This window comes from Amycolatopsis sp. NPDC051371 (genome assembly GCF_040682155.1).
Lineage (GTDB): Bacteria > Actinomycetota > Actinomycetes > Mycobacteriales > Pseudonocardiaceae > Amycolatopsis.
This window is the reverse complement of sequence record NZ_JBFBAG010000043.1, coordinates 37,345-61,919: the sequence shown is the minus strand read 5'-3', so window position 1 is coordinate 61,919 and position 24,575 is coordinate 37,345. Positions and strand designations below refer to the sequence as shown.

General features: G+C 70.7%; 31 protein-coding genes. 10 read left to right on the top strand and 21 right to left on the bottom strand.

Features of this window, described 5'->3' with window-relative positions; translation table 11 throughout:
- Positions 1-104 precede the first annotated feature (104 nt).
- Complete coding sequence (gene ctaD, locus AB0M59_RS39855; RefSeq protein ID WP_364626097.1) at positions 105-1,898, bottom strand: cytochrome c oxidase subunit I; 1,794 nt, start codon at positions 1,896-1,898, stop codon at positions 105-107.
- A gap of 136 nt (positions 1,899-2,034) precedes the next feature.
- On the opposite strand from ctaD, the gene AB0M59_RS39850 reads away from it, so the two are divergent.
- A complete protein-coding gene (locus tag AB0M59_RS39850) occupies positions 2,035-2,847 on the top strand; it encodes an aminoglycoside phosphotransferase family protein (RefSeq protein ID WP_364626094.1) in 813 nt (270 codons plus the stop codon).
- Here the strand turns inward: AB0M59_RS39850 and AB0M59_RS39845 are convergent.
- A complete protein-coding gene (locus AB0M59_RS39845; RefSeq protein WP_364626091.1) occupies positions 2,835-3,596 on the bottom strand; it encodes an alpha/beta hydrolase in 762 nt (253 codons plus the stop codon). The two genes, AB0M59_RS39850 and AB0M59_RS39845, sit on opposite strands and share 13 nt — an antisense overlap.
- Between AB0M59_RS39845 and AB0M59_RS39840 the strand changes: the two genes are divergently transcribed.
- Entirely contained in the window at positions 3,595-4,134 is a 540-nt protein-coding gene (locus AB0M59_RS39840; protein ID WP_364626088.1) for a GNAT family N-acetyltransferase, read from the top strand. The genes AB0M59_RS39845 and AB0M59_RS39840 overlap by 2 nt on opposite strands.
- A 38-nt stretch (positions 4,135-4,172) precedes the next feature.
- On the opposite strand, the gene AB0M59_RS39835 is transcribed toward AB0M59_RS39840, so the two are convergent.
- A complete protein-coding gene (locus AB0M59_RS39835) occupies positions 4,173-4,478 on the bottom strand; it encodes a hypothetical protein (RefSeq protein WP_364626086.1) in 306 nt (101 codons plus the stop codon).
- A gap of 154 nt (positions 4,479-4,632) precedes the next feature.
- Positions 4,633-5,757, bottom strand: a complete 1,125-nt coding sequence (locus AB0M59_RS39830; protein WP_364626083.1) for a nucleotide pyrophosphatase/phosphodiesterase family protein — start codon at positions 5,755-5,757, stop codon at positions 4,633-4,635.
- A gap of 110 nt (positions 5,758-5,867) precedes the next feature.
- Between AB0M59_RS39830 and AB0M59_RS39825 the strand changes: the two genes are divergently transcribed.
- Complete coding sequence (locus AB0M59_RS39825; protein WP_364626080.1) at positions 5,868-6,083, top strand: zinc ribbon domain-containing protein; 216 nt, start codon at positions 5,868-5,870, stop codon at positions 6,081-6,083.
- On the opposite strand, the gene AB0M59_RS39820 is transcribed toward AB0M59_RS39825, so the two are convergent.
- On the bottom strand, positions 6,080-7,198 hold the full coding sequence (locus tag AB0M59_RS39820; RefSeq protein ID WP_364626077.1) for a PLP-dependent transferase: 1,119 nt from the start codon (positions 7,196-7,198) through the stop codon (positions 6,080-6,082). The genes AB0M59_RS39825 and AB0M59_RS39820 overlap by 4 nt on opposite strands.
- A 58-nt stretch (positions 7,199-7,256) precedes the next feature.
- Between AB0M59_RS39820 and AB0M59_RS39815 the strand changes: the two genes are divergently transcribed.
- The gene (locus AB0M59_RS39815) at positions 7,257-7,733 is read left to right on the top strand and encodes an Lrp/AsnC family transcriptional regulator (RefSeq protein WP_364626075.1); all 477 of its coding nucleotides are present in this window, start codon (positions 7,257-7,259) and stop codon (positions 7,731-7,733) included.
- 2 nt (positions 7,734-7,735) lie between these two features.
- On the opposite strand, the gene AB0M59_RS39810 is transcribed toward AB0M59_RS39815, so the two are convergent.
- Positions 7,736-8,260: an adenylate kinase gene (locus tag AB0M59_RS39810; RefSeq protein ID WP_364626072.1), complete on the bottom strand. Its 525-nt coding sequence runs from the start codon at positions 8,258-8,260 to the stop codon at positions 7,736-7,738.
- Complete coding sequence (locus AB0M59_RS39805) at positions 8,244-8,708, bottom strand: Lrp/AsnC family transcriptional regulator (protein ID WP_364626069.1); 465 nt, start codon at positions 8,706-8,708, stop codon at positions 8,244-8,246. Before AB0M59_RS39805 ends, AB0M59_RS39810 begins: the two co-directional genes overlap by 17 nt.
- 93 nt (positions 8,709-8,801) lie before the next feature.
- Here AB0M59_RS39805 and AB0M59_RS39800 point away from each other — a divergent pair, with 93 nt between their 5' ends.
- From AB0M59_RS39800 to AB0M59_RS39785, 4 genes are all read left to right on the top strand, one after another.
- Positions 8,802-9,641, top strand: a complete 840-nt coding sequence (locus AB0M59_RS39800) for an LLM class flavin-dependent oxidoreductase (RefSeq protein WP_364626067.1) — start codon at positions 8,802-8,804, stop codon at positions 9,639-9,641.
- Complete coding sequence (locus tag AB0M59_RS39795; RefSeq protein ID WP_364626064.1) at positions 9,638-10,066, top strand: nucleoside deaminase; 429 nt, start codon at positions 9,638-9,640, stop codon at positions 10,064-10,066. Before AB0M59_RS39800 ends, AB0M59_RS39795 begins: the two co-directional genes overlap by 4 nt.
- On the top strand, positions 10,063-10,473 hold the full coding sequence (gene tsaA, locus AB0M59_RS39790) for a tRNA (N6-threonylcarbamoyladenosine(37)-N6)-methyltransferase TrmO (RefSeq protein ID WP_364626062.1): 411 nt from the start codon (positions 10,063-10,065) through the stop codon (positions 10,471-10,473). The genes AB0M59_RS39795 and tsaA overlap by 4 nt, the downstream gene beginning before the upstream one ends.
- Before the next feature lie 95 nt (positions 10,474-10,568).
- On the top strand, positions 10,569-11,090 hold the full coding sequence (locus tag AB0M59_RS39785; RefSeq protein ID WP_364626059.1) for a hypothetical protein: 522 nt from the start codon (positions 10,569-10,571) through the stop codon (positions 11,088-11,090).
- Here AB0M59_RS39785 and AB0M59_RS39780 read toward each other — a convergent pair whose 3' ends face one another.
- The 8 genes from AB0M59_RS39780 to AB0M59_RS39745 all read right to left on the bottom strand — a co-directional run bounded on the left by AB0M59_RS39780 (position 11,091) and on the right by AB0M59_RS39745 (position 19,365).
- A complete protein-coding gene (locus AB0M59_RS39780) occupies positions 11,091-12,860 on the bottom strand; it encodes a 3-hydroxybutyryl-CoA dehydrogenase (RefSeq protein WP_364626057.1) in 1,770 nt (589 codons plus the stop codon).
- A 119-nt stretch (positions 12,861-12,979) separates the two neighbouring features.
- On the bottom strand, positions 12,980-13,654 hold the full coding sequence (dhaM, locus tag AB0M59_RS39775; RefSeq protein ID WP_364626054.1) for a dihydroxyacetone kinase phosphoryl donor subunit DhaM: 675 nt from the start codon (positions 13,652-13,654) through the stop codon (positions 12,980-12,982).
- Positions 13,651-14,280 (bottom strand): dihydroxyacetone kinase subunit DhaL, encoded by a 630-nt coding sequence (dhaL, locus tag AB0M59_RS39770; protein WP_364626051.1) that lies wholly within the window; start codon positions 14,278-14,280, stop codon positions 13,651-13,653. The genes dhaM and dhaL overlap by 4 nt, the downstream gene beginning before the upstream one ends.
- Positions 14,280-15,281 carry a dihydroxyacetone kinase subunit DhaK gene (dhaK, locus tag AB0M59_RS39765; RefSeq protein WP_364626048.1) on the bottom strand — a complete coding sequence of 334 codons (1,002 nt, stop codon included), beginning with the start codon at positions 15,279-15,281 and terminating at the stop codon, positions 14,280-14,282. Before dhaK ends, dhaL begins: the two co-directional genes overlap by 1 nt.
- A 67-nt stretch (positions 15,282-15,348) precedes the next feature.
- A complete protein-coding gene (locus AB0M59_RS39760) occupies positions 15,349-16,353 on the bottom strand; it encodes a DUF3558 domain-containing protein (RefSeq protein ID WP_364626045.1) in 1,005 nt (334 codons plus the stop codon).
- A 47-nt stretch (positions 16,354-16,400) separates the two neighbouring features.
- Positions 16,401-16,685 (bottom strand): hypothetical protein, encoded by a 285-nt coding sequence (locus tag AB0M59_RS39755; protein WP_364626042.1) that lies wholly within the window; start codon positions 16,683-16,685, stop codon positions 16,401-16,403.
- Positions 16,686-16,695: 10 nt separating this feature from the next.
- Positions 16,696-18,393 (bottom strand): sodium:solute symporter family protein, encoded by a 1,698-nt coding sequence (locus tag AB0M59_RS39750; protein ID WP_364626039.1) that lies wholly within the window; start codon positions 18,391-18,393, stop codon positions 16,696-16,698.
- 195 nt (positions 18,394-18,588) lie between these two features.
- Positions 18,589-19,365, bottom strand: a complete 777-nt coding sequence (locus AB0M59_RS39745) for a hypothetical protein (protein WP_364626036.1) — start codon at positions 19,363-19,365, stop codon at positions 18,589-18,591.
- Positions 19,366-19,778: 413 nt separating this feature from the next.
- Between AB0M59_RS39745 and AB0M59_RS39740 the strand changes: the two genes are divergently transcribed.
- Positions 19,779-20,369 carry a hypothetical protein gene (locus AB0M59_RS39740; RefSeq protein ID WP_364626034.1) on the top strand — a complete coding sequence of 197 codons (591 nt, stop codon included), beginning with the start codon at positions 19,779-19,781 and terminating at the stop codon, positions 20,367-20,369.
- Positions 20,370-20,372: 3 nt separating this feature from the next.
- Here AB0M59_RS39740 and AB0M59_RS39735 read toward each other — a convergent pair whose 3' ends face one another.
- Together AB0M59_RS39735 and nucS are read right to left on the bottom strand one after the other, a co-directional pair.
- Positions 20,373-20,579: a DUF1653 domain-containing protein gene (locus AB0M59_RS39735; protein WP_364626031.1), complete on the bottom strand. Its 207-nt coding sequence runs from the start codon at positions 20,577-20,579 to the stop codon at positions 20,373-20,375.
- Between the two features lies 1 nt (position 20,580).
- The gene (nucS, locus tag AB0M59_RS39730; protein WP_328449579.1) at positions 20,581-21,240 is read right to left on the bottom strand and encodes an endonuclease NucS; all 660 of its coding nucleotides are present in this window, start codon (positions 21,238-21,240) and stop codon (positions 20,581-20,583) included.
- Between the two features lie 37 nt (positions 21,241-21,277).
- Here nucS and AB0M59_RS39725 point away from each other — a divergent pair, with 37 nt between their 5' ends.
- Positions 21,278-21,823 (top strand): NUDIX hydrolase, encoded by a 546-nt coding sequence (locus AB0M59_RS39725; protein WP_364626028.1) that lies wholly within the window; start codon positions 21,278-21,280, stop codon positions 21,821-21,823.
- Here AB0M59_RS39725 and AB0M59_RS39720 read toward each other — a convergent pair.
- From AB0M59_RS39720 to AB0M59_RS39705, 4 genes are all read right to left on the bottom strand, one after another.
- Positions 21,795-22,265: a DUF2867 domain-containing protein gene (locus tag AB0M59_RS39720; protein WP_364626026.1), complete on the bottom strand. Its 471-nt coding sequence runs from the start codon at positions 22,263-22,265 to the stop codon at positions 21,795-21,797. The two genes, AB0M59_RS39725 and AB0M59_RS39720, sit on opposite strands and share 29 nt — an antisense overlap.
- The gene (locus AB0M59_RS39715) at positions 22,262-22,762 is read right to left on the bottom strand and encodes a TetR/AcrR family transcriptional regulator (RefSeq protein WP_364626023.1); all 501 of its coding nucleotides are present in this window, start codon (positions 22,760-22,762) and stop codon (positions 22,262-22,264) included. Before AB0M59_RS39715 ends, AB0M59_RS39720 begins: the two co-directional genes overlap by 4 nt.
- 76 nt (positions 22,763-22,838) lie before the next feature.
- Positions 22,839-23,612, bottom strand: coding sequence for an enoyl-CoA hydratase-related protein (locus tag AB0M59_RS39710; protein WP_364626020.1), 774 nt, complete (start codon positions 23,610-23,612; stop codon positions 22,839-22,841).
- Positions 23,609-24,571: a helix-turn-helix domain-containing protein gene (locus AB0M59_RS39705; protein ID WP_364626017.1), complete on the bottom strand. Its 963-nt coding sequence runs from the start codon at positions 24,569-24,571 to the stop codon at positions 23,609-23,611. The genes AB0M59_RS39710 and AB0M59_RS39705 overlap by 4 nt, the downstream gene beginning before the upstream one ends.
- Positions 24,572-24,575 lie beyond the last annotated feature (4 nt).

Here is a 24,575-nt window from a genome sequence, read left to right as displayed (position 1 = left end):
TTCGGCGACGCTGCACGATCAGTCTGCCGGTCCGGCCTCGGACATAAATAGAGCGCGTGCCCGGCTTCACAAAAGCCGGGCACGCGCTCACTCGATCAGGTGTCCTACTTGTCGTCGCCCTGCTCGCTCGCGTTGTCCCTGGAGTGGTCTCCCGGGATCACCGCTTCGGTGAGTACCTGCGACGGCGCGCTCCCGTGGCTGTTGACCCGCTGCTTGCCGAAGAAGCCGATCTCGCCCTCGTTGTGGAGGCGCTCGATCATGTGCGGGTAGTGCAGCTCGAACGCCGGACGCTCGGAGCGGATCCGGGGCAGCTCGGTGAAGTTGTGCCGCGGCGGCGGGCAGGACGTCGCCCATTCGAGGGAGTTGCCGTAGCCCCACGGGTCGTCCACCGTGACGATCTCGCCGTAGCGGTAGCTCTTGAAGACGTTCCAGATGAACGGCAGCGTCGAGGCACCGAGGATGTACGCGCCGATCGTCGAGATCGTGTTCAGCGTGGTGAAGCCGTCACTGGTCAGGTAGTCCGCGTACCGGCGCGGCATGCCCTCGGCACCCAGCCAGTGCTGGACGAGGAACGTGCCGTGGAAACCGATGAACGTGGTCCAGAAGTGCCACTTGCCGAGCTTCTCGTCCATCATCCGGCCGGTGATCTTCGGGAACCAGAAGTAGATGCCGGCGAAGGTCGCGAACACGATGGTGCCGTAGAGCACGTAGTGGAAGTGCGCGACGACGAAGTAGCTGTCCGACACGTGGAAGTCGATCGCCGGCGCGGCCAGCATGATGCCGGTCAGGCCGCCGAAGAGGAACGTGACGATGAAGCCCATCGAGAAGATCATCGGCGTCTCGAAGGACAGCTGGCCCTTCCACATCGTGCCGATCCAGTTGAAGAACTTCACGCCGGTCGGGACCGCGATCAGGAACGTCATGAAGGAGAAGAACGGCAGCAGCACGGCGCCGGTGGCGTACATGTGGTGCGCCCACACCGCGACCGACAGCGCCGCGATGGCCAGCGTCGCCCAGACCAGGCTCTTGTAGCCGAACATGGGCTTGCGGCTGAACACCGGGAAGATCTCCGACACGATCCCGAAGAACGGTAGCGCGACGATGTAGACCTCTGGATGGCCGAAGAACCAGAACAGGTGCTGCCAGAGGATCACCCCGCCGTTTTCGGGGTCGAACACGTGCGCGCCGAGATGTCGATCCGCCAGCAGGCCCATCAGGGCCGCGGTCAGGATCGGGAAGGCGAGCAGGATCAGGATCGACGTCACCAGGATGTTCCAGGTGAAGATCGGCATCCGGTACATCGTCATGCCCGGCGCGCGCAGGCAGACCACGGTGGTGACCATGTTGACCGCGCCGAGGATGGTGCCCAGACCGGAGACCACCAGGCCGGAGATCCACAGGTCCGCGCCGACGCCCGGCGAGTGGATCGCGTCCGACAGCGGGGTGTAGGCGAACCAGCCGAAGTCGGCGGCGCCACCCGGCGTCAGGAAGCCCGACAGCACGATCAGGCCGCCGAAGAGGTACAGCCAGTACGAGAACGCGTTCAGCCGCGGGAACGCGACGTCCGGCGAGCCGATCTGCAGCGGCAGCACGAAGTTCGCGAAACCGAAGAGGATCGGGGTCGCGTACAGCAGCAGCATCACCGTGCCGTGCATGGTGAAGAGCTGGTTGTACTGCTCCTGCGAAAGGAACTGCTGCCCGGGTCGTGCCAGCTCGGTGCGGATGAGCATGGCCATCGCGCCGCCCGCCATGAAGAAGGCGAACGACGTGACCAGGTACATGATCCCGATCTGCTTGTGGTCCGTCGTGCGGAACAACCGCAGCAGGTACGAACCCTTGACCGACTCGCGCGCGGGGTACGGGCGCGTCGCGATCGGCTTGGGGGCTACGGCCGTCACTCCTGCCTCCAACACTGAAACCTTGTGGTGGTCATCGTCCGGCCGCCGGGCGCGGGCGGGGGCCCGGTTCCGGCGGTCAGAGGGATCGTAGCCCTCGCTACCGACAGTCGCGCGCACCGGCTGGCAAGATCGGGCCGTGGCCGACGAATACACGCGCGCCGCCGTTCGCGCGGCACGGACCGTGACCTCCCGGCTGGGCCTGCGCGAGCACGAGCCGGAGGTGCTCCACGAACGCTCGAACGTGCTGGTGAAGCTGGGTCCGCTGGTCGCGCGGGTGCCGGGGACCACCCGCCTCGCGCGGCCCGGTCCGGCGTGGCAGGAGCGGGACGTGGCGCTCTCCCGGTTCCTCACCGAACGTGGTGTGCTCGTCGTCTCACCGGCCACGGATCCCCCGGCCGGACCGCATTTCGCCGAGGGCCTGCCGGTCACGCTCTGGCACCACACCCCGCACGATCCGGACCACCGGTACGCACCGGACGTCGTCGCGCGTTCGCTCGCCGAGGTGCACGCCGCGCTGCGGGAGTTCCCGGGCGAGCTGCCCCGGCGCGGCCCGCTCGACGACCTGGCGCGCATCTTCGACCGGCACGATCCGGACCCCCGGTTGCGCGCCGAAGCGGACCGCCTCGCCGCGGTGCTGCCGGACGTCGCCGTGCAGCCGCTGCACGGCGACGCACACCCCGGCAACCTGATCGCCACTCCCGCCGGCCCGTGCTGGCTGGACTTCGAAGACACCTGGCTCGGGCCGCTGGCCTGGGACCTCGGCGTCCTCGGCAGGCAAGGCGGGCCGGAGTACCTCGCGGCATATCCGGGCGAAGTGGACGAAGAGGCGCTTCGCGTGTGTACGCGGCTACGAGAGCTGTACTCGGTCGTCTGGCAGTTCGTCATCGCGATCCGGTTCCCGGACCGGCTCCCCGGCGCCCGCTCGGCGCTCGCCGCCTACTTCTCGTGAGTCGCCGGGTACCAGGAAAGGATCGCCTCGACCACGCCCGCCGGGTCCTCCAGCGGCGTCAGGTGGCCGGCTTCCGGGAGCACCACGAGCGTCGCGCCGTCCATGACCTCGACCATCGCGCTCGCCGCCGCGACCGGGGTGATCGGGTCCTCTTCGCCGACGACGACCAGCGCGGGGACTTTCGAGTCCCGCAGCAGGTCGAGTGAATCGGGGCGCGTGCGCAGGGCGAGCGCCGTCCACGAGATCCCGGCGGGCGGCTGCGCTTCGATGATCTCCCGCACGGTCTCGACGACGTCCGGGCGCTGCTCGCGGGTCGACGCGGCCAGCAGGTTCGCCAGGTTGGCTTCGGCGAGCCAGCCCCGGATGCCCTCGTCGTCGACGCGCTCGGCGACGTCCAGCCGGCTCTGCGCGGCCTCGGGCGTGTCCGGCGTGGCCTTGGTGTCGATGAGCACGAGCCCGCCGATCCGCTCCGGCGCCAGCCGCAGCACGGCCATCGCGAGGTAGCCGCCCATCGAGCAGCCGCCGAGCACGACGCGGTCCAGCTCCAGGCGGTCCAGCAGGGCGACGACGTCGCGCGCGGCGTCCTCGAGGCTGGGTTCGCGGTCGGACTCCGGCAGCGGCGAGCGACCGAGCCCGCGCTGGTCCGGGGTGATCACCCGAAGGTGTGACGCAAGGGGCTCGCGCACCGCGTTCCACATGCGGGCGTCCAGGGGAAAAGCGTGGAGGAGGACCAGCGGCAGTTCGGTCATGCGGGCCATTTTGTCGGACCCCCGCGCTAGCTTCGCCGATGTGTTCACCGACATCGAAACCGACCGGCTGCTGCTGCGTCCGCTCCACGAGGCGGACCGGCAGGCGATGGTCGACATCCACACCGACCCCCGCACCAACCGCTTCAACCCCGACCCGCCCGGCGTCCCGCGCGCGTCGGCGATGTTCTCGGAGTGGCTGGCGCACTGGGCCGAGCACGGCTTCGGCTACCCCGCGGTGACCGAACGCGGCGGCACCGAGGTGCTCGGCATGTGCGGGGTGCGGCTGAGGGAGTTCCACGGCGAGAAGGTGCTCAACCTCGGCTACCGGTTCCGGCCGTCGGCGTGGGGCAAGGGGTACGCGGTCGAGGCCGGGCTGGCGGTCCTGGAGTGGTGTGCCCGCGAGCTGCCGTCGGTGCCGGTGCTGGCGAGCGTCAGCGTCGACAACAAGCCGTCGCTGCGGGTGGCGGAGCGGCTCGGCTTCACCGAGTACACGGAGGAGATGTACGACGGCGCTTTCTCGCGGCACTACCGGCGCTGAGCCGGGCGATGTTTGACAACTCCAGAAGGAAAATCGGGTCACCGGCGGCGGTTCGGCCGCCGGCGCGCCCGGGCGTCCCAGCAGGCCCGGTGCCAGTGCCGCCGGTCGGCGACGGAGCCGGTCTCGTCGGCGGGCCAGACGACGAGGTGCGGCGTCCCGGGCCGGATCTCGTGGTCGCAGCCGGGGCAGCGGTAGTCCTTGGTGGCCTGCGAGCCGGGCACGGTCCGCACGAGCCAGTCGCCGTCGGCCCCGGACTCGGCGCGCGCCCAGCCGGTCGCGGCACCGAGGTCGCGTTCGGGCGGCCCGCCGTCCGCGCGGCGGCCGGGACGGTTGCGTCGAGGCACGCCCAAACGGTATCCGCCACCCCGCGAGCCGACCCTCCAGGTACGCAAGCCGACTCTCCATCACGTGTGATGCCCCTCCAATCACACGTGATGCCCCTCCGATCACGGGTGATGCCCGCTGGAGCTCAGGCCGCGCGGCTCGCCACCCGGCCGTTCAGCCCTGCACGAGCGCCAGCGGCACCAGCTGTTCGGCCGTGGTGAGCGACCCGTGCTGCCCGATCAGCGACGTCTCCACGGCCTCGGCGAGCCCCCGCACCATCCCGAACCGCCCCCGGGCCGCCGCGACGACGTCCCCGATCCGCGGCAGCACCCGGTCGCTGACCGTGTGCCCGAACCACCCCTCGGCGATGGCCTCCTCCCGCGACCGCACCCAGGCCCGCTCGCCGAGCACCGCCCGCCAGGCCGCGAGGACGTCCGCGGCCGCGCCCGGCTCGGTGTAGACGTGCCGGGCCCGCACCTCGCCCCCGAAGGTCCGGACACCGGAAAGCAGCTCGGGCATATCTTCGAGGTCGAGCTTGTCGTCGACGGTGACCATGCCGTGGTCGGCCACCACCGCGAGCAGGGCACCGGCCGGCAGACCGTCCACAAGGGACTCGACGAGCCGGTCGATCTGCCGCAGCTGCATCCGCCAGGCGGCAGACCCGGGGCCGTACACGTGCCCGAGCAGGTCGAGCTCACTGTGGTAGGCGTAGCAGAACGCCCGCCCGCCGAGCACCGACAACGTCCGGGCGGCGAGGTCGCCCAGCGCGTGCACCCCGGCGTACCGCGCACCGCTCTGGGTGGCCCTGGTCAAAGCGGTGTCGGCGAACTTCGCCGAGGACACCACGGCCGCGTCGATGCCCGCCGCGGCCGCCCGTTCGAACGTCGTCGGCAGCGGCTGCACCTCGCGGGGCGGGAGCGCGCCCCGGAGGTCGCTGCCGTCTTCGTGGCTGCGCCAGCGCAACGCGTTCAGCACGCCCGTGCCGGGCATCTCGAACGTGTAGCCGACCATGCCGTGCTCCCCGGAAGCGAGCCCGGTGCCGATCGCCGCCACCCCGGCGGCCGTCGTGGACGGGAAGCCCACGCGCAGCGACTCCCGGGCCAGCTCGGTCAGCACCGGCGCGTCCGCGGCGTGCTCGGCCAGCAGCTCCCAGCCGAGCCCGTCGACCAGCAGGACCCCGGCGCTGCGGGCCTCCGGCAGCGCCAGCGTGTTCCCGAAGCCGGGCACCCCGAGCGCGGCGAGCAGGGACGGGACGACCTGGCCGAGGTGCGGGACGTCGGCGAGCGTTGGCGGCTGCACGCGCCCAGCTTCCCACCGATCAGCGTTTGCGGGGGTCCGGGTGGCGGAGCCCCCGGCTCCGGGCGGAGGCCCGGAATGTCACAGCGGGCGACTCCGGCGATAATCGCGGCATGCCGACCTACGCCTACCGCTGCCGCGAGTGCACCGAGACCTTCGAGCTCCTGCGCCCGATGAGCGAATCGAGCGCGCCGGCGGCCTGCCCCGAGGGCCACGCCGACACCGTCAAGCTGCTCACCACGGTCGCCCTCACCGGGGCTGCGAGCGGCGGATCCGCGGTCCCGGCGGGCGGCGGCGGTGGCTGCTGTGGCGGCGGCTGCTGCGGCTAGAGAACCTTCAGCGCCTGCTCCAGGTCGGCCCAGAGGTCCTCGACGTCCTCGAGCCCGGCCGACAGCCGGATCAGCTGGTCGGACACGCCCGCGTCGTGCCGGTCGCCCGCGTCGACGATCCGGTGGCTGATCGACCCCGGGTGCTGGATCAGCGTGTCGACGCTGCCGAGGCTGACGGCCGGCGTGATCAGCCGGACCGCGCCGATCAGGGCGTGCGGGTCTCCGTCGACCTCGAACGCCACCAGCGGCCCGCCCAGCCGCGGGTAGTGGACGGCGGTCACCGCGGGGTGGTCGCCGAGCCGCGAGGCCAGCGTCGCCGCGGTGGCCGACGCGGCGTTGACACGCAGCGGCAGCGTGGAAAGCCCGCGCAGCAACAGGTATCCGGCCAGCGGGTGCAGCACACCACCGGTGGCGAAGCGGATCTGCCGCAGCCGGGCGGCTTCCTCTGCGTCACACGCGACGATCCCGCCCATCACGTCGCCGTGGCCGCCGAGGAACTTCGTCGCGCTGTGCAGCACGATCCGCGCCCCGTGGCGGCCGGGGCGCTGGAGCACCGGAGTCGCGAACGTGTTGTCCACCAAGAGGGGCACGTCCCCGCAGGCAGCCGCCAGCTCGGCGATGTCCACCTCGACGAGCGTCGGGTTCGCCGGCGTCTCGACGAACACCAGCCCGGTGTCGGGCCGCAGCGCGGCGGCGACGGCATCGGGCGCGGCCCAGGTGACCTCGGTGCCGAGCAGCCCGGACTCGAGCAGGTGGTCGCTGCACCCGTACAGCGGACGCACGGCGACGACGTGCCGTTTCCCTTGTGCCACCGCGGAAAGCAGGCAGGCCGAGACGGCGGCCATGCCGCTGGCGAACGCGACGCCGTGCTCGAAGCCTTCGAGCTCGGCGAGCGCTCGCTCGAACCGTTCGACGGTCGGGTTGCCCACCCGGCCGTAGATCGGCGGGCCGTCGAGTTCGCCACCGGCGGCGAACTCGTCGATCCGGGCGGCTTCGGCGGCACTGTCGCGGGAGGGGTAGGTCGTCGACAGGTCGAGCGGGGCGGCGTGCACGCCGAGGTCCGTGAGGTCGTCACGGCCGGCGTGGACGGCACGCGTGCGCAGCGAAGAGGTCATGTCAGCATGGTCGAGCTTTCACCGGATCCGAAGCAACAGTCTCGGATATCATTCGCCGATGCCCGATTCCGTCGAACTGAGTCCGGTCGACCTCGAGATTCTGCGTCTGCTCCAGAACGATGCCCGGATCACCAACAAGGACCTGGCGGCCGCGATCGGCATCGCGCCGTCGACGTGCCTGGACCGCGTCGCCCGGCTGCGGGACGCCGGCGTGATCACCGGGCAGCACGCGTCGGTCGACGCGGCGAAACTGGGCCGGCCGCTGGAGGCGTTCCTGTTCGTCCAGGTCCGCCCGCACCGGCGGCCGCTGGTCGACCCGTTCGTCGAGCACCTGCTGTCCCTGCCCGAGGTGCGCGCCGTCTACCACCTGACCGGGCCGGACGACTTCCTCGCGCACGTCGCGACCAGTTCCGCCGGCGAGCTGCAGCGCCTGGTGCTCGACGAGCTGACCGCCCGGGACGAGGTCGCCCGCGTGCACACGAACCTCGTCTTCCAGCACTGGAGCGGCGGACCGCTGCTGCCGCCGGGCGCCTGACGTCAAAGGTTCCCGAGCCAGCGGCGGGTCTCGCGCGGAGACGTCAGCCGGACGACCGCGGGGCACGGCGGTTCGGCGGCCCAGGCCCGGATGACCGCCCGCTTCTTCGCGAACGACGTGAAGTGCCAGCGGATGATCGAGTCCGCGGAGAACATCTGGCGGAACGACTCGACGTTGCCGTTGCAGATCCGCTCGCGGGTCGCCGCGCGCCGGGCGGTGCGGCGCAGCAGGCGGCCCAGCGAAAGCCAGCGCGGGTAGTCGAGGCCGACGATGAGCTGCGTGCGGGGCAGCACGACGTCGCTCCACCTGCTGTACGCGGCGTCGAGGACCCAGCGCTCCCCGGCGCACACCTCGGTGATCCGGCGGCGCTGCTCCTCGTCGGGCACCTCGACCCAGCCCGGCAGCCACGTGAGGTCGTCGGCCGAGTGGTACGGCAGACCGGTGCGCTCGGCGATCCGGGCCGCGAGCGTCGACTTGCCCGAGCCGGTCACGCCGTAGACGACGATGCGTTCAGGCGTCGAGGTCACGGGCGGGCTCCCGCGGCCCGCGGTAGGGCAGCGTCTGGCTGTAGACGACGTTCGTGGTCGTGCTGCCGAACTGCGCCAGCTCGTCCATCGTGTGCTCGAGGTGGGCCATCGAGGCCGCGGCGATCTTGAGCGTGTAGCAGTCGTCGCCGGTGGTGCGCAGGCATTCGAGGATCTCGAGGCGCTCACCGAGCAGCTTGTGCAGTGCCTCGTGCCGGCTGCCCGGGTACTTGAGCCGGACGACGGCGAGCACCGGGTAGCCGACCTTGCCGAGGTCGATGTCGGCGCGGTAGCCGGTGATCACGCCGGCCGCCTCGAGCCGCCGGAGCCGTTCGGTCGTGGCCGACGCGCTGAGGTTCACGCGGCGGCCGAGTTCGGTGAGCGGCAGCCGGGCGTCCTGCTGCAGCTCGACCAGGATGGCCCAGTCCGTCGAATCGAGAGTCTCGGTCATCCGCCGAATGTACCGCGAGATCCACGGCCGAAGCCGCCGAACGCCGTGATCGTTCCCTTCCGATCACGGCTTTGACCTCGATAGCCTTTCGTGGTGAAGATCGGCGTGAACGTCCCCAACTTCGGTCCCGGCACCGACCCCGGCGTGTTGCGCGCTTGGGCGCGGACCGTGGAAGGCCTCGGCTACGACCTGCTGATGGTGTCCGACCACGTCGCGATCACCCCGGACGTCGCCGGTCAGTACCCGGCGCCGTTCTACGAGCCGTTCACGACGCTGTCGTGGCTCGCGGGCATCACCGAGCGGGTGCGGCTCGGCACCACCGTGCTGGTCGTGCCGTACCGGCATCCCCTGCTGGTGGCCCGGATGGCGGCGAACCTCGACGCGCTCAGCGGCGGCCGGCTCGTCATCGGCGCCGGCATCGGCTGGGCGAAGCAGGAGTTCGACGCGCTCGGCGTGCCGTTCGAGCGGCGCGGAAAGCTCACCAGCGAATACCTTCGGACGATCCGCGCGGCCTGGACCGACCGCGACGACTACCGAGCCGGCCCGATCCCGTTGTGGCTGGGCGGGCACAGCGACGCCGGGCTGCGCCGCGCGCTGGAGCTCGGCGACGCGTGGCACCCGCTGCGGATGACCATGTCCGGGTTCCGGGAAGGCTTGGAGCGCTTGAAAAACCTGGCCGGCGACCGGCCGGTGCCGGCGTTCGCGCCGCGGATCCTGCTGCGGGTGACCGGAACCCCGGTGACCGGCCCGGACCGGCGCGCCGGCGAAGGCACCCTCGACCAGATCCTCGACGACCTGGCGCAGCTGCGGGCGCTGGGCGCGGAGACCGTCGTGCTCGACCCGTTCGATGCGGACCCCGCCGAGACCCTCAACCCGGAGGTCGCGTGGCGGGACCTGGCGGCCGTGGCCGCTTCCTGGAAGGAGAACCGGTGAAGGACACCGAGGAAACCCTGTTGCGGCGCGCGATCGAGCTCGCCCGCGAAGCACGCGAGGAACACGGCAACCCGCCGTTCGGCTCGCTGCTGGCCGACGCCGACGGCAATGTCCTGGCCGAGGACCGCAACACGTCGTTGACCGACAACGACATCACCGCGCACCCGGAGCTGAAGCTCGCCCGCTGGGCGGCGCAGAACCTCGACCCCGCGACCGCGGCGACGACCACGATGTTCACCAGCACCCAGCCGTGCGGGATGTGCACCGGCGCGATCGAGCGGTCCGGGCTCGGCCGGGTCGTCTACGCGCTGTCGACGGAACAGTTCCTCACGCTGCGCCCACCGGTCACGTGGGGCGGCCACCAGCTCGACGGCCCGGCGCTGTTCGACGAAGCCCGCGTGCCGGTCGAGGGGTATTACACGTGACGAGCTACGAAGTGCGTCCGGTGGCGCGCATCGAGTCGGCTCTCCGGGACCGCGCCACGGCCCCGAAGCAAGCCGACGAAGGCGCCCCACCGGCGCGGGTGGTGTTCGCATCGGAGTTCCACCCGGCGGCGGCCGACCTCCGCCCGGGCGACCGCCTGGTGCTGCTGACGTGGCTGCACGAAGCCGACCGCGAGGTCCAGTCGGTGCACCCGCGCAGCGACCCGGACCGCCCGCGCGAAGGGGTGTTCTCGACGCGCTCCCCGGACCGCCCGAACCCGATCGGCCTCCACACGGTGACGGTGACAGCAGTGGAGAACGGCACGCTCACGGTGACCGGCCTGGAAGCGATCGACGGCACCCCGGTTCTCGACGTGAAACCGGTCCTCGGGGAGGTGGCCGGCCGCTGATCACGATCGGGGCACCGGGGTAACGACCGCCGCCATCCGGACGACCTCCTACGCACAAACGGAGCAATCCCGGACGTGCCGACGGAGGTACCGCGATGATCAGTGCGTTGGAACCCGTGCTGCCGGTCCCGTGGGTGCCGCCGCAGCCTCCGCCGCCGGTCCGGACCGGGACGAATCCCTGGCACCTACTGCTCGCGGCAGCCGGCGGCGCGGCCCTGGTAGGCGCCCTGTGGGTCGGCCTGGACCTGGCCGATTCCGGCGCACCCACCGGCATACCCGGCACGTCCACGTCCGGCGAGGCGTTCGACCTCCGCGGTACGTTCACGCTGTTCAGCACCGGGTCCGGTTACAGCACCTGCGGTGGCTCCGGCGGCTATTCGGACATCACCACCGGGACGGCGGTCACCGTCTACAACGCCGCGGGAACCGTGCTCTCCCAAGGCGCACTCGGTACCGGGCACTCGGACGGCGCCGGCACGTGCGTGTTCTCCCTTTCCGCCCCGAACGTTCCATCGGGCGAGAAGTTCTACCTGGTGGAGGTCTCACATCGAGGCCGGATCATGGTGCAACCCGACGATGCGCGATATGGACGCGTCGCCTTGAGCCTGGGGCACTGATCAGTAGTCCTTGAAGCCCTTCCCGGTCTTCCGGCCCAGCCGCCCGGCCGTCACGAGGTGCTCCAGCAGCGGCGCCGGCGCGAAACCCTCCTCGCGGAACTCGTTGTACAGCGTGCGCTGAATGGCCAGCGAAACGTCCAACCCGACCACGTCCAGCAGCTCGAACGGACCCATCGGCAGGCCGCAGCCCACCTTCATCGCCGTGTCGATGTCGTTCGCCCCCGCGTAGTGGGCCTCCAGCATCTTCACCGCGTCGTTCAGGTACGGGAACAGCAGCGCGTTGACGATGAACCCCGCGCGGTCTCCACAGTGGACCGCGTGCTTGCCCACCGCGGCGCAGACCGCGCTCGCCGTCGCCACCACGTCCGGGGCGGTCGCGATCGTCGAGACCACCTCCACCAGCTTCATCACCGGGGCCGGGTTGAAGAAGTGGAGACCGATCACGTCGGACGGCCGGGAAGTCGCCGCCGCGCACTCGATCACCGGCAGCGAAGACGTCGTCGTCGCCAGCACCGCGCCCGGGCGGACCACCTCGTCCAGCGCCGCGAACACCGCCTGCTTCACCGACAGCTCCTCGGCCACCGCCTCGACGACCAGGTCGACGTCCGCCAAGGCCTCGAAATCAGTCACCGGGATGATCCGGGCCAGCGCCGCCGAAGCGTCCTCTTCGGACAGCTTCCCCTTCACCACGGCCTTGTCGAGTGACTTCTTCACCTTCGCCACGGACGCCTGCGCCTTCTCCAGGCTCCGGGCGCGCAGCACGACGTCGAGGCCGCGTTTCGCGAACACTTCCGCGATGCCGGTCGCCATGGTCCCGGTGCCGACCACGCCGACCCGGGCCACCGGCCGCGACGCCACACTCTCCACTGTGGACGAAACCGTCGCGTCCGCGACCATGTTCGGCGAGTCCGGCGCGTCGTAGGCGTAGAAGCCGCGGCCCGTCTTGCGCCCCAGCTGACCGGCCGTGATCATCTGCTTGAGCAGTGGCGCCGGCGCGTGCAGCCGGTTGCGGGACTGGTGGTACATCGTGTCGAGGATCTCGTACGCGGTGTCCAGCCCGATCAGGTCGAGCAGCGCGAGCGGGCCCATCGGGTACCCGCAGCCGAAGCGCATCGCGGCGTCGAGGTCCTCGCGCGTGGCGTAGCGCTGCTCGTACATCCGCACCGCGTGGTTGAGGTACCCGAACAGCAGCGCGTTCGCGATGAAGCCCGCCCGGTCGCCGATCACCACCGGCACCTTGCCGAGCCGCTCGGCGAACGCCACCACCTCGGTGACCACCTCCGGCTCGGTGACCACGGTCTTCACGATCTCGACGAGCTTCTGCACCGGCGCCGGGTTGAAGAAGTGCATGCCGACGACCTTGCCGGGACGCGTGGTGTGCACCCCGATCTCGGTGATCGACAGCGACGAGGTGTTGGACGCGAAGACCACTTCGGGCCGGGTGATTTTGTCCAGCTCGGTGAGAACGTCGGCCTTCAGCTCCAGGCTCTCCGGGATCGCCTCGACCACGAGGTCCACTTCGGACAGATCCGAGAGCGTGGTGCTGTACCGGATCCGGCCCAGCAGGGCGTCACGACCGGCGGGATCGAGCTTGCCACCGGAAAGAGCACGCTCGGTCGAGTGCTCGATGTGCCCACGGCCGCGGGCGACGCCGGTCTCGTCGAGCTCGACCGTCACGACGTCGAGCCCGCTGCGCGCGAGCACTTCGGCGATCCCGGCCCCCATCGTGCCCAGGCCGACCACTCCGACCGTCGAGATGTCCCGCGCCATTGAGGCCTCCAGAGATGTTACTCGCTGGTAATTGGCCCCGACTCTGCCACACGGAACGGCCGGAAGCCCAGACGGAATCGAGTCAGTACCGTGCAAGTCACCCGGTCGGCGAGCCGGGTTCACTCGCCGAAGTTGCCGTCCACCAGCTCTTTCGCCTTGTCCAGCGCGGCAGGTGCCTGGGGGCCGCGCGCTCGCACGCGGATCCGGTCGCCCTGGCGGGCGCCGAGCGACATCAGCGCCAGCACGCTGTGGCCGTCGGCCTCCTGGTCACCGAGCCGGACGGTGACCTCGGCGTCGAACGCGCTCAGCGCGCGCACCAGCACCGCGGCCGGCCGCGCGTGCAGCCCGACCTCGTTCCGCAGCACCAGCTCGACCTCGTCGTCACCCCCGGCGGCGGGTTCGGCCGCCGAAAGGTCCTCGGGCAGCCCCGCGGCCGCGGCGGCCTCCGCCACCGCCTTGCGGTCCCTGCCCGACTGCGCCGCGACCGCCGCGGCGATCGCGCCTTCGACCAGCGGGCCGTCCGCGACGACGGCGGCCGAGGGATCGGCCAGCGACTCGACGGCGAGCTCGGCGGTCATCTGGGCGCCGCCGAGGTCGTAGAGCAGCACGACGCCGTCGCCGGAGTCGGCGCGCTGGGTGGCCGCGACGACCTCGTCGTAGTCCGTGCCGATCGAGCCGTCGGAGAGGCCGCCGGCGGCCACGATCGTGACGTCCGGCGCCATCTGGGCGGCCAGCTCCGCCAGGCCTTCCGCGAGCTTCGCACTGTGCGAAACGAGCACGATGCCGACGCTCACCGGGCGGCCTCCGCGAACGCGCGCAGCAGCAGCGCCGACGACCGAGCGCCGGGATCCAGATGGCCCACCGCGCGCTCGCCCAGGTAGGACGCGCGACCCTTGCGCGGCACCAGGTCCACTGTGGACTCCGCGCCGCGGTCGGCCGCGTCGGCCGCCGCGGTCAGCACCGCGGCGACGTCCCCGCCGTCCTCGGCCGCCTTCTCCGCGGCCGACACCGCCGGGATCAGGGCGTCGACCATGGTCGCGTCGCCGCCCACCGCCTTCCCGCGGGCCTGGACGCCTTCGAGCCCGGCGCGCAGCGCGTCCAGCAGCGCCGGCACGTCCAAGTCCTCGGCGGTGCCGAGCTTGGCCGAAGCACGCAGGAAAGCCGTGCCGTACAACGGTCCCGCCGCCCCGCCGACCTTCGAGATCAACGTCGTCGCGACGAGCTTCAGGACCGCACCCGGCGTCTCCGGCGCACCCGCGTCGAGAGCCGCGACGACGGCGGTGAACCCGCGGTTCAGGTTCTCGCCGTGGTCGCCGTCGCCGATCGCGCGGTCGAGTTCGATCAGCTCGGCGCGGTGCTCGGCGACGACGGCCGCCGCGGCGCGCACGGCCGCCGCGACCCCGTCCGCCTTGCAGGTCATCAGACCCCCCACCGCAGCGCCGCGGTGTTCACCGGGGCGTCCCAGAGCTCGGTCAGCTCGTCGTCCAGTTTGAGCAACGTCAGACTCATCCCCTGCATCTCGAGGCTGGTGATGTACGGGCCGACCAGCCGGCGTTCGACCACGATCCCACGCTCGGCCAGCAGCCGCTCGGCGATGCCGTGCGCCAGGTAGAGCTCGACGAGCGGGGTCGCGCCCATCGAGTTGGTGAACAGCAGCACCCGGTCACCGGACTCGAACGGCAGGTCCTCCCGAACGGCATCGACCAGCCGCGCCACCAGCGCGTCGGCCGGTTCGAGCGGGATCCGTTCGCGGCCGGGCTCGCCGTGGATGCCGATGCCGAACTCGATCTCGCCGTCGCCGAGGTCGAAGCTGGGCGTGCCCGCGTGCGGCACGGTCGGCGCGGTCAGCGCGACGCCGATCGACCGCACCTGGCCGATCACCTTCTGCGCCAGCGCCGTCACCGCGTCGAGCGAGTCGCCGCGCTCGGCGGCCGCGCCGGTGATCTTCTCCAGCAGCACCGTTCCGCCGACCCCGCGGCGGCCCGCGGTGTACGTCGAGTCCTTGACCGCGACGTCGTCGTCGATCACGACGCTGCGCACCTCCAGGCCCTCGGCGGCGGCCAGCTCGGCGGCCGTCTCGAAGTTCAGCACGTCGCCGGTGTAGTTCTTCACGATGAGCAGGGCGCCCGCCTCGCCGGTGGTCGCGGTGACTGCCGCCTGCACGGCGTCCGGCGTCGGCGAGGTGAACACCGCGCCGGGTACGGCGGCGGCGAGCATGCCGAGGCCGACGAACCCGCCGTGCAGCGGCTCGTGCCCGGACCCGCCGCCGGAGATAACGGCGACCTTGCCGGCGACCGGCGCGTCGGCGCGGACCACGACGTCCGGATCCTCCTGGACGCGCAGGATGTCCGCGTGCGCGGCGGCGAGGCCCCGCAGCGACTCCGCGACGACGTTCGCCGGATCGTTGATGATCTTCTTCACGACAGCCTCCGGCACATCGGCGGGTGGGGTGTCCCCTTCCTACCTCTCCGCGCCGCCCACCGCCAGGTCAGGGTTTGGGGAGCTTCGTGACCACGTTCTTCGCGACGCTGACCGCCTTGCCGCACGGGTCGTCGGTGTCCGGCTTGGCGTTGTAGTTCTCGTAGTCCACTTGGGCCAGTTCGACGTCGTCGCCCTGCCACGGCCGGTGCTGCCACTCCACCGTGCAGCGCGACGCGCTCCCGTCGGCCTGCTTCCGGAACGCGGTGACGCCGGAGCCGAGGTCCACCTTGGAGTAACCGTCCCCGACGATCGGTGGCAGCCCCGGCAGGAACTCGACGGTCACGGTCGGGTTGGCGCCGTTGCTCTGCCACTGGCAGGAGTGCAGGCCCGAAGGCGCGGACTTCGCCGACGGCACGGTGGGGGCGACCACCGCGGTGTCGGCCATGGCGCACGGGTCGGCGGTCAGCAGGGTGCCCGTCGGCGTCGAGTACTTCTCCGGTGAGCTGTGCAGCTTCTGCACGATGGCGTCCATCAGCGTCTGGCCGGGCCGGCACGGGTCGCTCGGGTACGTCACCGAGACGGTGAGGGCCATGTCCGGGTTCAGCGCCGTCATCGTCGCGACCGTGCAGCTCGTGTCGTCGGTCTTGTTCACGCGCAACGGCAGCCCGCCGAGCTGCCCGGTCGTCTTGTCCGCGTGCGGGAGCAGGGTGCCGCCGATCTCGAAGTCGAGCCGGATCTCCTTGCCGCCGGGGTCCTTCACCTTGTTGCCGCACCGGTCGAAGGCGATCGACGACGGCGACGGGTCCTCCTCGACCGTGCCGAGCCCCAGCGCGCCGAGGGCCTCCTTGGTCAGGAACTGGCACGGCTTGATCGTGCGCAGCACGTTCGCCGCCACGGCGGCGTCGGTGATCGGCCCGTCGGAGACCTGGCCGGCACCGGCCGCCGCGGGCACCGTCGTCCGCGCGAAGTTGGACTTGCCGAGGTCCTGCCCGCACGCGGTCAGCGGCAGCGCCAGGGCGGTGACCAGCAGGAACAGCTTCGGGAGACGGCGGCGCCGAACGTCAGGGAGCACGCGGTGCACGGTAGCCGGAACCTCGCGCTCCTGTCCGGACAACCCGGCTATTCGGCCTGGGCAGGCGGTGTGTCGGTGCTCTCGGGCTCGGCCGGCACGACGAGCGGCCGGACCCGGGCCCAGATGATGAACGCCGCGGAGACCACCAGCATGCCGATGCCGGCCCACAGGTTGATGTTGACGTCGGCGGCCTTCTTCAGCTCGTCCTCGGTGGTGAAGCCGATGCCCATCACCGTGAGGATCACGCCGTAGACGCCGATCAGCAGGGCGATGATCAGCCGGATGTCGAAGGCGCCCGCCTTCTGCGGCCGCGCGCCGGACTCGGTAGCCATGACGGACCTCCTAGAAGATGGCGTTGAGGGCGATGGTCAGGATGAGCACGATGCCCGCGAGCAGGCCCGGCTTGCGGTACCAGCCCGCGTTCTCGCCGGTGTCGTCGTGCTTGCGCGTTTCCTTCGGCGTCAGCGAGTAGACCAGCCCCACCAGCTCTTCGTCCGGCTTCGGCTTGGTCGCCAGCGACACCACGACGCTCACCACGATGTCGACGACGAACGCGGTCCCCGCGGCGACGAAGCTGGTGCCCTGGCCGCTCAGCCCGATCACCCCGGCCTGCGACAGGCCCCAGACCGTGATCGCGGACGCGGTACCGAGCACCAGGCCGCTCCAGCCGGCGTGCGGCGTCATCCGCTTCCAGAACATGCCCAGGATGAACGTCGCGAACAGCGGCGCGTTGAAGAAGGAGAACAGGTCCTGCAGGTAGTTCAGGATGTTGCCGGAGTTCGACGCGATGAACGCGGTGCCGATGGCGAGGATCGTGCCGACCGACGTCACCACGCGCCCGAGGCGCAGGTAGTAGCCGTCCGGCTTGTCCTTCTTCACGTACGTCTGCCAGATGTCGTAAGTGAAGACCGTGTTGAACGAGCTGAGGTTCGCCGCCATGCCGGCCATGAACGAGGCCAGCAGACCGGCGATCGCGATGCCGAGCATTCCGTTCGGGAGCAGGTCGCGCATCAGCAGGAGCAGCGCGTTGTTGAACGTGACGCCGCTTTCCGCGGTGCCGCCGTCCAGCAGGACCTGCTTGTCCTTGACGTACTCGGACACGGTGACCGCGGCGATCATGCCCGGGATGATCACGATGAACGGGACCAGCATCTTCGGGAACGCGCCGATGATCGGCGTGCGCCGCGCGGCGGACATGCTCTTCGACGCCATCGCGCGCTGGACCTCGACGAAGTTCGTCGTCCAGTAGCCGAACGACAGCACGAAGCCCAGACCGAACACGATGCCGAGAATCGACAGGATGTTGTTGCCGAAGCCCGTCAGGTTGTCACCGGGCCACGAGTGCAGCTGCGCGGTGCCGCCCGGGCTGTTGGTGACCTTGTCGACCAGGCCCTGCCAGCCGCCGACCTTGACCAGGCCGATGATCGTCAGCGGCACCAGCGCGATGACGATCACGAAGAACTGCAGGACCTCGTTGTAGATCGCGGCGGAGAGGCCGCCGAGCGCGGTGTAGGAGAGGACGATCACGGCGGCGATGATGATCGACACCCACAGCGGCCAGCCGAGCAGCAGGTTCACCACGCTGGCCAGCAGGAACAGGTTCGCGCCCGCGATCAGGATCTGAGCGGCGGCGAAGCTGACGCCGTTGACGAGGTGGGCGGGCTTGCCGAAGCGCCGCCGCATGAACTCGGGGACGCTGCGGACCTTCGAGCCGTAGTAGAACGGCATCATCACGATGCCGAGGAACAGCATCGCCGGGATCGCGCCGATCCAGAAGTAGTGGACGGTCGGCAGGCCGTACTGGGCGCCGTTGGCCGACATGCCCATGACCTCGACCGCGCCGAGGTTCGCCGAGATGAACGCCAGGCCGGTGACCCAGGCGGGCAGCGAGCGGCCTGACAGGAAGAAGTCGAGACTGCTGGACACCTGACGTCGTGCCAAGTACCCGATGCCGAGCACCAGCACGAAGTAGAACGCCAACTCGATGTAGTCGATCGCGCTCGCGTCGAGTCGCAGGTTCGCATCGGCTAGGACGAGCACCCGACCCACCTCCGGCAGTATCTTCCAATTGGACAACAACCCACAGGAATCACCACTGTCCTGTCGGATCCGGACAGTACTGCATGGATTCAGGGTCGGCACGCTGACGTGTCCAAAGTGGCCAGAAGGCGCGCCTCCCCGGCCTTGAACTGGGGAAACGCGCCTTCTGTCGGACGCCGCGGGAGCGGCAGTGGATCACCGGTCGGTCGGGACCGCGATCTCGCCGTCTTCTTCGATCAGCTTGGCGAGCACGTCGTCGGGCAGGTAGGTGCGGTGCGGGTAGCCCGGGCCCCACGAGTTGAGCAGCGGCACGGCACCGAGCTCGTCGGCCCGCGGGTTGGCGAGCACGGAGTGCACGTCGTCGACCGACTTGGCCCAGCGGAACGCCTTGATGCCCTGCTTGGCCTCGGGCGTGTACTTCTCGCGCGCCTGCCAGTCGTCGTTCGCGTAGGAGTCGTCCCACAGGACGTGCCCGGCCTCCTTGAGCACCTCGGCGGCGGCGCGGACCGACGTGCCGTTGTCGTCGCCGGGGTTGGTTTCGTCCCACTCGTCGCGCTTCTTGGCCGAGTCCCACAGCCAGCGGGCGGTGTACTCGCTGCCGTTGAAGATCGACATGCAGCGCGACCAGCCGAAGCCGACGCAGGCGCCTTCTTTGCCCTGGTCGTAGAACGCGTACCAGGCGTCGGTGTCCGGCGTGCCGCCCGGCTCGAGGCAGACGCAGTGCCCGCCGCGGATCCGGCCCAGCTTCTTGACGCCGGCCTTGGCGATGAAGAACTCACCGGAGGCTTCGTCCTTCTCCGGGGTGTCGAAGGCGGAGTACCAGTTGACCCCGATCACGACCGGCGCCCGGGTGGGCCGGTCGGCGTCGGACAGCGCGCCGAGCGGATACCTTTCCACGTGCCGCCAGTCGTCCGGAATGAACCGGCCCAGACGCGGGTCGGCCGGATCGGAACCGAGTGGGCGATAACGCATGACTTCCTCCTCCGTGCAGGCGAAAACGCGCGCACACCGGCCGGACAGGCGCGCACACACGAGCTCGAAGGCAGACTGAAACGTTGGCACGGCAAAGAAAGACGGCCGAGCGCACCACCCTCCGGCCACGCCGGACCCACCGGCGGAACCCCTCGGAATAGAGTGTCCCACGGGTCGGCGCAATAGGATCCCGAACTCACCCGAACAGCGCATAAAGGCAGGTCAGAAAGGGGACGATCACTTCTCTGCCGCCTATCAGGTTAACGATTTCCTTGCGGAGTAATCACCCGGGAATCAGATACCGCAATTCGGCATCGTTTCAGTATCGGTACTTCAGGGCCCCGAGCTCGCGCGCACCTGAAACAACGGACGCGCTTCCCGCGATCTCCATCCCACGATCACGGAGGTGCCCGATGAAACGACCGATCGTCGCGACGATGGCCACGGCCTGCCTGCTGACCGGGTGCTCCGGCGGGACGACGGCACCCGTGACCACCACGACCGTGACCGTCACGAGCATCCAGGCCGCTCCTGAGCCGTCAACGGCCGGCGTCGCGGCGCCCGCGTCACCGGGGCGCATCACCAAGCAGGTCGGGGAGCAGATGGGCATCTACCCCGAGGCGCAGGGCTCGCCGACCGGTCCCGCCACCGCGACCGGCACGATCACCGAGATCAAGAAGGCGCGCAGCAAGTTCACCGGCGAGTTCGCCCTGCGCGTCTCCGCGACCGTTCGAACCGGCGACGACGACGGGACCAACGCGGACGCCATGCGCGTCTGGTGGTGCGGCTCGGGGGCGTGGTCCACTCTCGACCCGGATACCGGGGAGCAGCTGTCCGCCCGCGGCGGCATGATGATCAAGGGCGAGAACCACATCACGAGCTTCGCCCGCGGCAAGACCTACTCGTGCACCTTCGACGCCGACGGGCTGGCCGACCACGGCCTGCTCATCCTCGGCGACCTGTCGACGCCCGGCACGTACGCGATCCCCTTCGACGTGCGGTGAGTGTCAGTCCGATACGCGGCGGAACCGCGGCACCCGGCCGTCCGACGTCTCCACGGACTCCGCGAACATCGCCTCCGGCCGCACCCACAACCCGCGCGCGCCGTACAGCGCCCGGTACACGACCAGCTTCTCTTCCGTCTCGCTGTGCCGTGCGACCCCGAGAACCTCGTACTCGCCGCCCTTGTAGTGCACGTACCGCCCGGGTTCCACGTCAGAACAGCCTGAACTCGTCGGACTCGATGCCGCGCAGCTCGTCGTAGTCCAGGGTCAAGCAGCGGATTCCGCGGTCCTCCGCCAGCGTCCGCGCCTGCGGCTTGATGATCTGCGCCGCGAACACGCCCTGGACCGGGGCCAGCAGCGGGTCGCGGTTGAGCAGCTCCAGGTACCGCGTCAGCTGCTCGACCCCGTCGATCTCGCCGCGGCGCTTGATCTCCACCGCCACCGACTTGCCGTCGGCGTCGCGGGCCATGATGTCGACCGGGCCGATCGGCGTCGGGAACTCGCGGCGGACCAGAGTGTAGCCGTCGCCGAGGGTCTTGATGTGCTCGGCCAGCAGCTCCTGGAGGTGCGCCTCGACGCCGTCCTTCTGCAGGCCCGGCTCCGCGCCCAGCGCCTGGGAGTAGTCGTGGAAGATCTCCTCGATCGAGATCACCAGCTTCTCGCCCTGCTTGTTCTCGACGATCCAGATCTTGCCGTCCTCGATCAGCCAGCAGGGTGGGCTCATCCAGTTCAGCGGCTTGTACGCGCGGTCGTCGGAGTGGACGGACACCGACCCGTCGGACTTCACGAGCAACAGGCGGGTGGCCATCGGCAGGTGGGCGGTGAGCCGGCCGGCGTAGTCGACCTGGCACCGCGCGATCACGAGACGCACCCGAGGAGGGTAGGACAGGGTCGGTGATACTGGGCGCGTGGACCCCATTCAGCGTGTCGCGTCCCGCGAGGTGTACCGCAACAACTGGATGACCGTGCGGGAGGACGACATCCGCCGCCCGGACGGCTCGGCGGGCATCTACGGCGTGATCGACAAGCCGGACTACGCCCTCGTCATCGCCCGGGACGGCGACCGGTTCCGGCTGGTCGAGCAGTTCCGCTACCCGCTGGGCGAACGCCGCTGGGAGTTCCCGCAGGGCACCGCCCCGGGCCTCGCCGACGTGCCGCCCGCCGAGCTCGCCGCGCGGGAGCTGCGCGAAGAGACGGGCCTGCGCGCCGGCTCGATGGTGCCGCTCGGCAAGCTCGACGTCGCCGCCGGCATGAGCAGCCAGCGCGGCTGGGTGTTCCTCGCCACGGACATCACCGAGGGCGAACCCGAGCGCGAGATCGAAGAGCAGGACATGCGCAGCGCGTGGTTCGCGCGCGCGGACCTCGAGAAGATGATCCAGGCCGGCGAGATCACCGACGCGCAGTCGATCGCCGCGTGGGGGCAGCTCATGCTGTTCGAGCGGCACCGGCCCTGAGCATCCCGCGGATCACCAGGTGGTGGAACGGCTTGATGAGCGCGAAGTAGGCCGGGCCGACGCGGTTGTGGAAGTGCACGACCGTGCCGAGCCGGAAGCCACGGGCCACCGCTTCGACCGTCAGGTAGCCGCTCAGGTGACTGTCGTCCGCGCCCGCGACCAGGTAGCGCTCCGGGTCGCCGGCCCGGACGGTGAAGAACGCGACCCGGTCGCCGGGCGCGAACCCGACGTCCTCGGGCCGGAGCCGGCCGGTGCGCGGAACGGCCGCGGTTTCCAGCCGCAACGCCTTCGCGAGCAGGTATCGGGCACCGAACAGGACTTTCAGCCAGGCGGGCGACCAGCCGAACACACCCGCGACGAACTCGCGCAGAGTGTTCTCGCTTTCGATCTCCTTGAACTCGACGTAGTCGGCGCCGTCGAGAAAGGGCTCGAGTTCGGTCATTTCCTTCTCCCCAGAACGAGTTCCAACGCATTCTTGAGCTGCCGCCCGGACAGCGGCGGCACGACCTGCCCGGCGCCGACGACGACCAGGTACAGCGCCTGCGCCAGGCCCGCGTCGCCGCTGATCTCGGTCAGGTAGGCCACGCGGCTCCGGTCGACGCGCTCCTGGACCGCCCTCGCTTCGGCGTCCTGCAGGGCCCAGGCCCGGATGGCGATCTCGAGCCCGAGGCCGGGTCCGGGCGCGAGGACGAGCTTCAGCAACGTGCTCAGGCGGTCACCTTCGGCCGCCTCGGCCTGCTCGATGAAGCGGATCGTGCGCTCGGCCTCGAAGTGCTCCAGCAGGGCGGTCCGGAAGCCGGTCATGCCCTTGAAGTGGTGGTAGAAGGAGCCCTTCGACAGGCCGAGCCGCTCGGACAGCCGCTCGATGGTCACCGAAGGCGCGCCCTGCTCCGCCAGCAGCACCAACCCCGCGTCCAGCCAGTCCCGCTTGCTCGCCATGGCTCGACCATACCATACCGTACGGTACGGCCGACAGGCACAAGAACGGCACTTCCACGTGAAAGTGCCGTCCGGGTCAGTCGGGCCAGGAGGGCTTGCGCTTCTCCAGGAACGCCGCCATGCCTTCGCGGGCGCCGGGCAGCTGCGACGCCGAGGCCATGACCTCCAGTGCGATCGCGTAGGCGTCGGCCTCGGGCCGGTCGAGCTGGGCGTACAGCGTGACCTTGCCCATCGTCTTGCTGGCCCGGCTGCCGCGGGTCGCCCGCGCGAGCAGCTCCGCGACGGCGTCGTCCAGCTGGTCGTCGGGGACGACCCGGTTGACCAGACCCCAGTCCAGCGCGGTGGGCGCGTCGATGACGTCGCCGGTCAGCGCCAGCTCCATCAGGCGCTTGCGGCCGATCGAGCGCGCTACCGGGACCGCCGGCGTGTGGCAGAACCAGCCGCCCTTGCCACCCGGCAGCGCGAAGCCCGCCGATTCGGCGGCGATCGCGAGGTCGCACGACGCCACGAGCTGACACCCCGCGGCCGTGGCCAGGCCGTGCACCCGCGCGACGACGACCTGCGGCACCGACTGCATGGTCTTCATCAGGTCCGTGCACAGCGTGAGCAGCTCGCGCACGCCCATCAGGTCGCGCGCGGCGACGTCGCCGAAGTCGTGCCCGGCGGAGAACACCGGCCCGGCGCCGGCCAGCACGATGCCCGTCGCGTCGGACGTCCCCGCTTCGTGGAACGCGGCGAGCAGCTCGGCCAGGTGGTCCGCGGACAGCGAGTTGCGCCGTGCCGCGCGGTTCATGGTGATCGTGACGGTGTCGCCGTCCCGCTTGACCAGGATGTGCTCGTACTCGGTCATGCCTCGACGGTAACCCGCCGGAAGGTGCGCCGATAGCTGTCCGGGCCGACACCCACTTCGGCGCGCATCCGGCGTCGGAGGTTCGCCGCCGTCCCCAGGCCGGAACGTTGCGCGACGCGCTCGACCGGCAGCTCGGTCGTCTCCAGCAACCGCTGCGCGTACCGGACGCGCTGCACCCGCAGCCACCGCCCCGGCGTCACCCCGGCGGCCGCGGCGAACTCGCGGTGGAACGTCCGCTCGCTCATCCGCGCGTGCCCGACGAGGTCTTCGACGCCGATGCCGGAGCCGAGCCGCGCCAGCGCCCAGTCCATTGTGGACGCCATGCCGGGCTGGGAGGCCGCAGGGGGCAACGGGTTGTCGACGTACTGCCGCTGCCCCCCCTCCCGCGCCGGGGGCATCACCAGGCGGCGGGCGAGCGAAGCGGCGACTTCCGAGCCGTGGTCGCGCCGGACCAGGTGCAGGCAGAGGTCGAGGCCGCCGACGACGCCCGCCGACGTCAGGATGCCGCCGTCATCGGTGTAGAGGACGTCGCGCTGAAGGTCCGCGCGCGGCGCGACGCGGGTCAGGGCGTCGAAGTCACGCCAGTGCGTGGTCGCCGGGCGGCCGTCGAGCAGGCCCGCGGCCGCGAGCGTGAACGCGCCCGAGCACAACGCGGCGACGGTCGTCCCGGCCCGGTGTGCCCGCCGCAGCGCCGCGACGGCGGCCGGCGAGACGGGCGCGAGCGGGTCGTCGCGGCCCGGCGCCACGACGAGGTCGCAGCCGTCGAGGCCGGCGAGCCCGTGCGTCGCCGTGACGTCACCGAACGGCGACACGGCGGTGCGGATCCGGCCCTGGCTGCACAACCGCAGGGTGAACGGGCCGATCCCGCTGTCGGTGCGGTCCTGGCCCCAGACCTCACCGATCACCGCGAGGTCGAACATCCGGGTGCCCGGCAGCAGCAGAACGCCGATCGTGCGCATGGCA

Bases quoted from the DNA above. Each gene is read 5' to 3' on its own strand.
- dhaL (WP_364626051.1), bottom strand. From the start codon at position 14,280: ATGACCTGCAAGGCGGACGGGGTCGCGGCGGCCGTGCGCGCCGCGGCG.
- AB0M59_RS39710 (WP_364626020.1), bottom strand. From the start codon at position 23,612: ATGACCGAGTACGAGCACATCCTGGTCAAGCGGGACGGCGACACCGTC.
- AB0M59_RS39780 (WP_364626057.1), bottom strand. From the start codon at position 12,860: ATGGCGCGGGACATCTCGACGGTCGGAGTGGTCGGCCTGGGCACGATG.
- AB0M59_RS39755 (WP_364626042.1), bottom strand. From the start codon at position 16,685: ATGGCTACCGAGTCCGGCGCGCGGCCGCAGAAGGCGGGCGCCTTCGAC.
- AB0M59_RS39805 (WP_364626069.1), bottom strand. From the start codon at position 8,708: ATGACCGAGACTCTCGATTCGACGGACTGGGCCATCCTGGTCGAGCTG.
- AB0M59_RS39815 (WP_364626075.1), top strand. From the start codon at position 7,257: ATGCCCGATTCCGTCGAACTGAGTCCGGTCGACCTCGAGATTCTGCGT.
- AB0M59_RS39715 (WP_364626023.1), bottom strand. From the start codon at position 22,762: ATGGCGAGCAAGCGGGACTGGCTGGACGCGGGGTTGGTGCTGCTGGCG.
- AB0M59_RS39845 (WP_364626091.1), bottom strand. From the start codon at position 3,596: ATGACCGAACTGCCGCTGGTCCTCCTCCACGCTTTTCCCCTGGACGCC.
- AB0M59_RS39720 (WP_364626026.1), bottom strand. From the start codon at position 22,265: ATGACCGAACTCGAGCCCTTTCTCGACGGCGCCGACTACGTCGAGTTC.
- AB0M59_RS39825 (WP_364626080.1), top strand. From the start codon at position 5,868: ATGCCGACCTACGCCTACCGCTGCCGCGAGTGCACCGAGACCTTCGAG.
- AB0M59_RS39820 (WP_364626077.1), bottom strand. From the start codon at position 7,198: ATGACCTCTTCGCTGCGCACGCGTGCCGTCCACGCCGGCCGTGACGAC.
- AB0M59_RS39840 (WP_364626088.1), top strand. From the start codon at position 3,595: ATGCGGGCCATTTTGTCGGACCCCCGCGCTAGCTTCGCCGATGTGTTC.
- AB0M59_RS39740 (WP_364626034.1), top strand. From the start codon at position 19,779: ATGAAACGACCGATCGTCGCGACGATGGCCACGGCCTGCCTGCTGACC.
- AB0M59_RS39785 (WP_364626059.1), top strand. From the start codon at position 10,569: ATGATCAGTGCGTTGGAACCCGTGCTGCCGGTCCCGTGGGTGCCGCCG.
- AB0M59_RS39705 (WP_364626017.1), bottom strand. From the start codon at position 24,571: ATGCGCACGATCGGCGTTCTGCTGCTGCCGGGCACCCGGATGTTCGAC.
- AB0M59_RS39745 (WP_364626036.1), bottom strand. From the start codon at position 19,365: ATGCGTTATCGCCCACTCGGTTCCGATCCGGCCGACCCGCGTCTGGGC.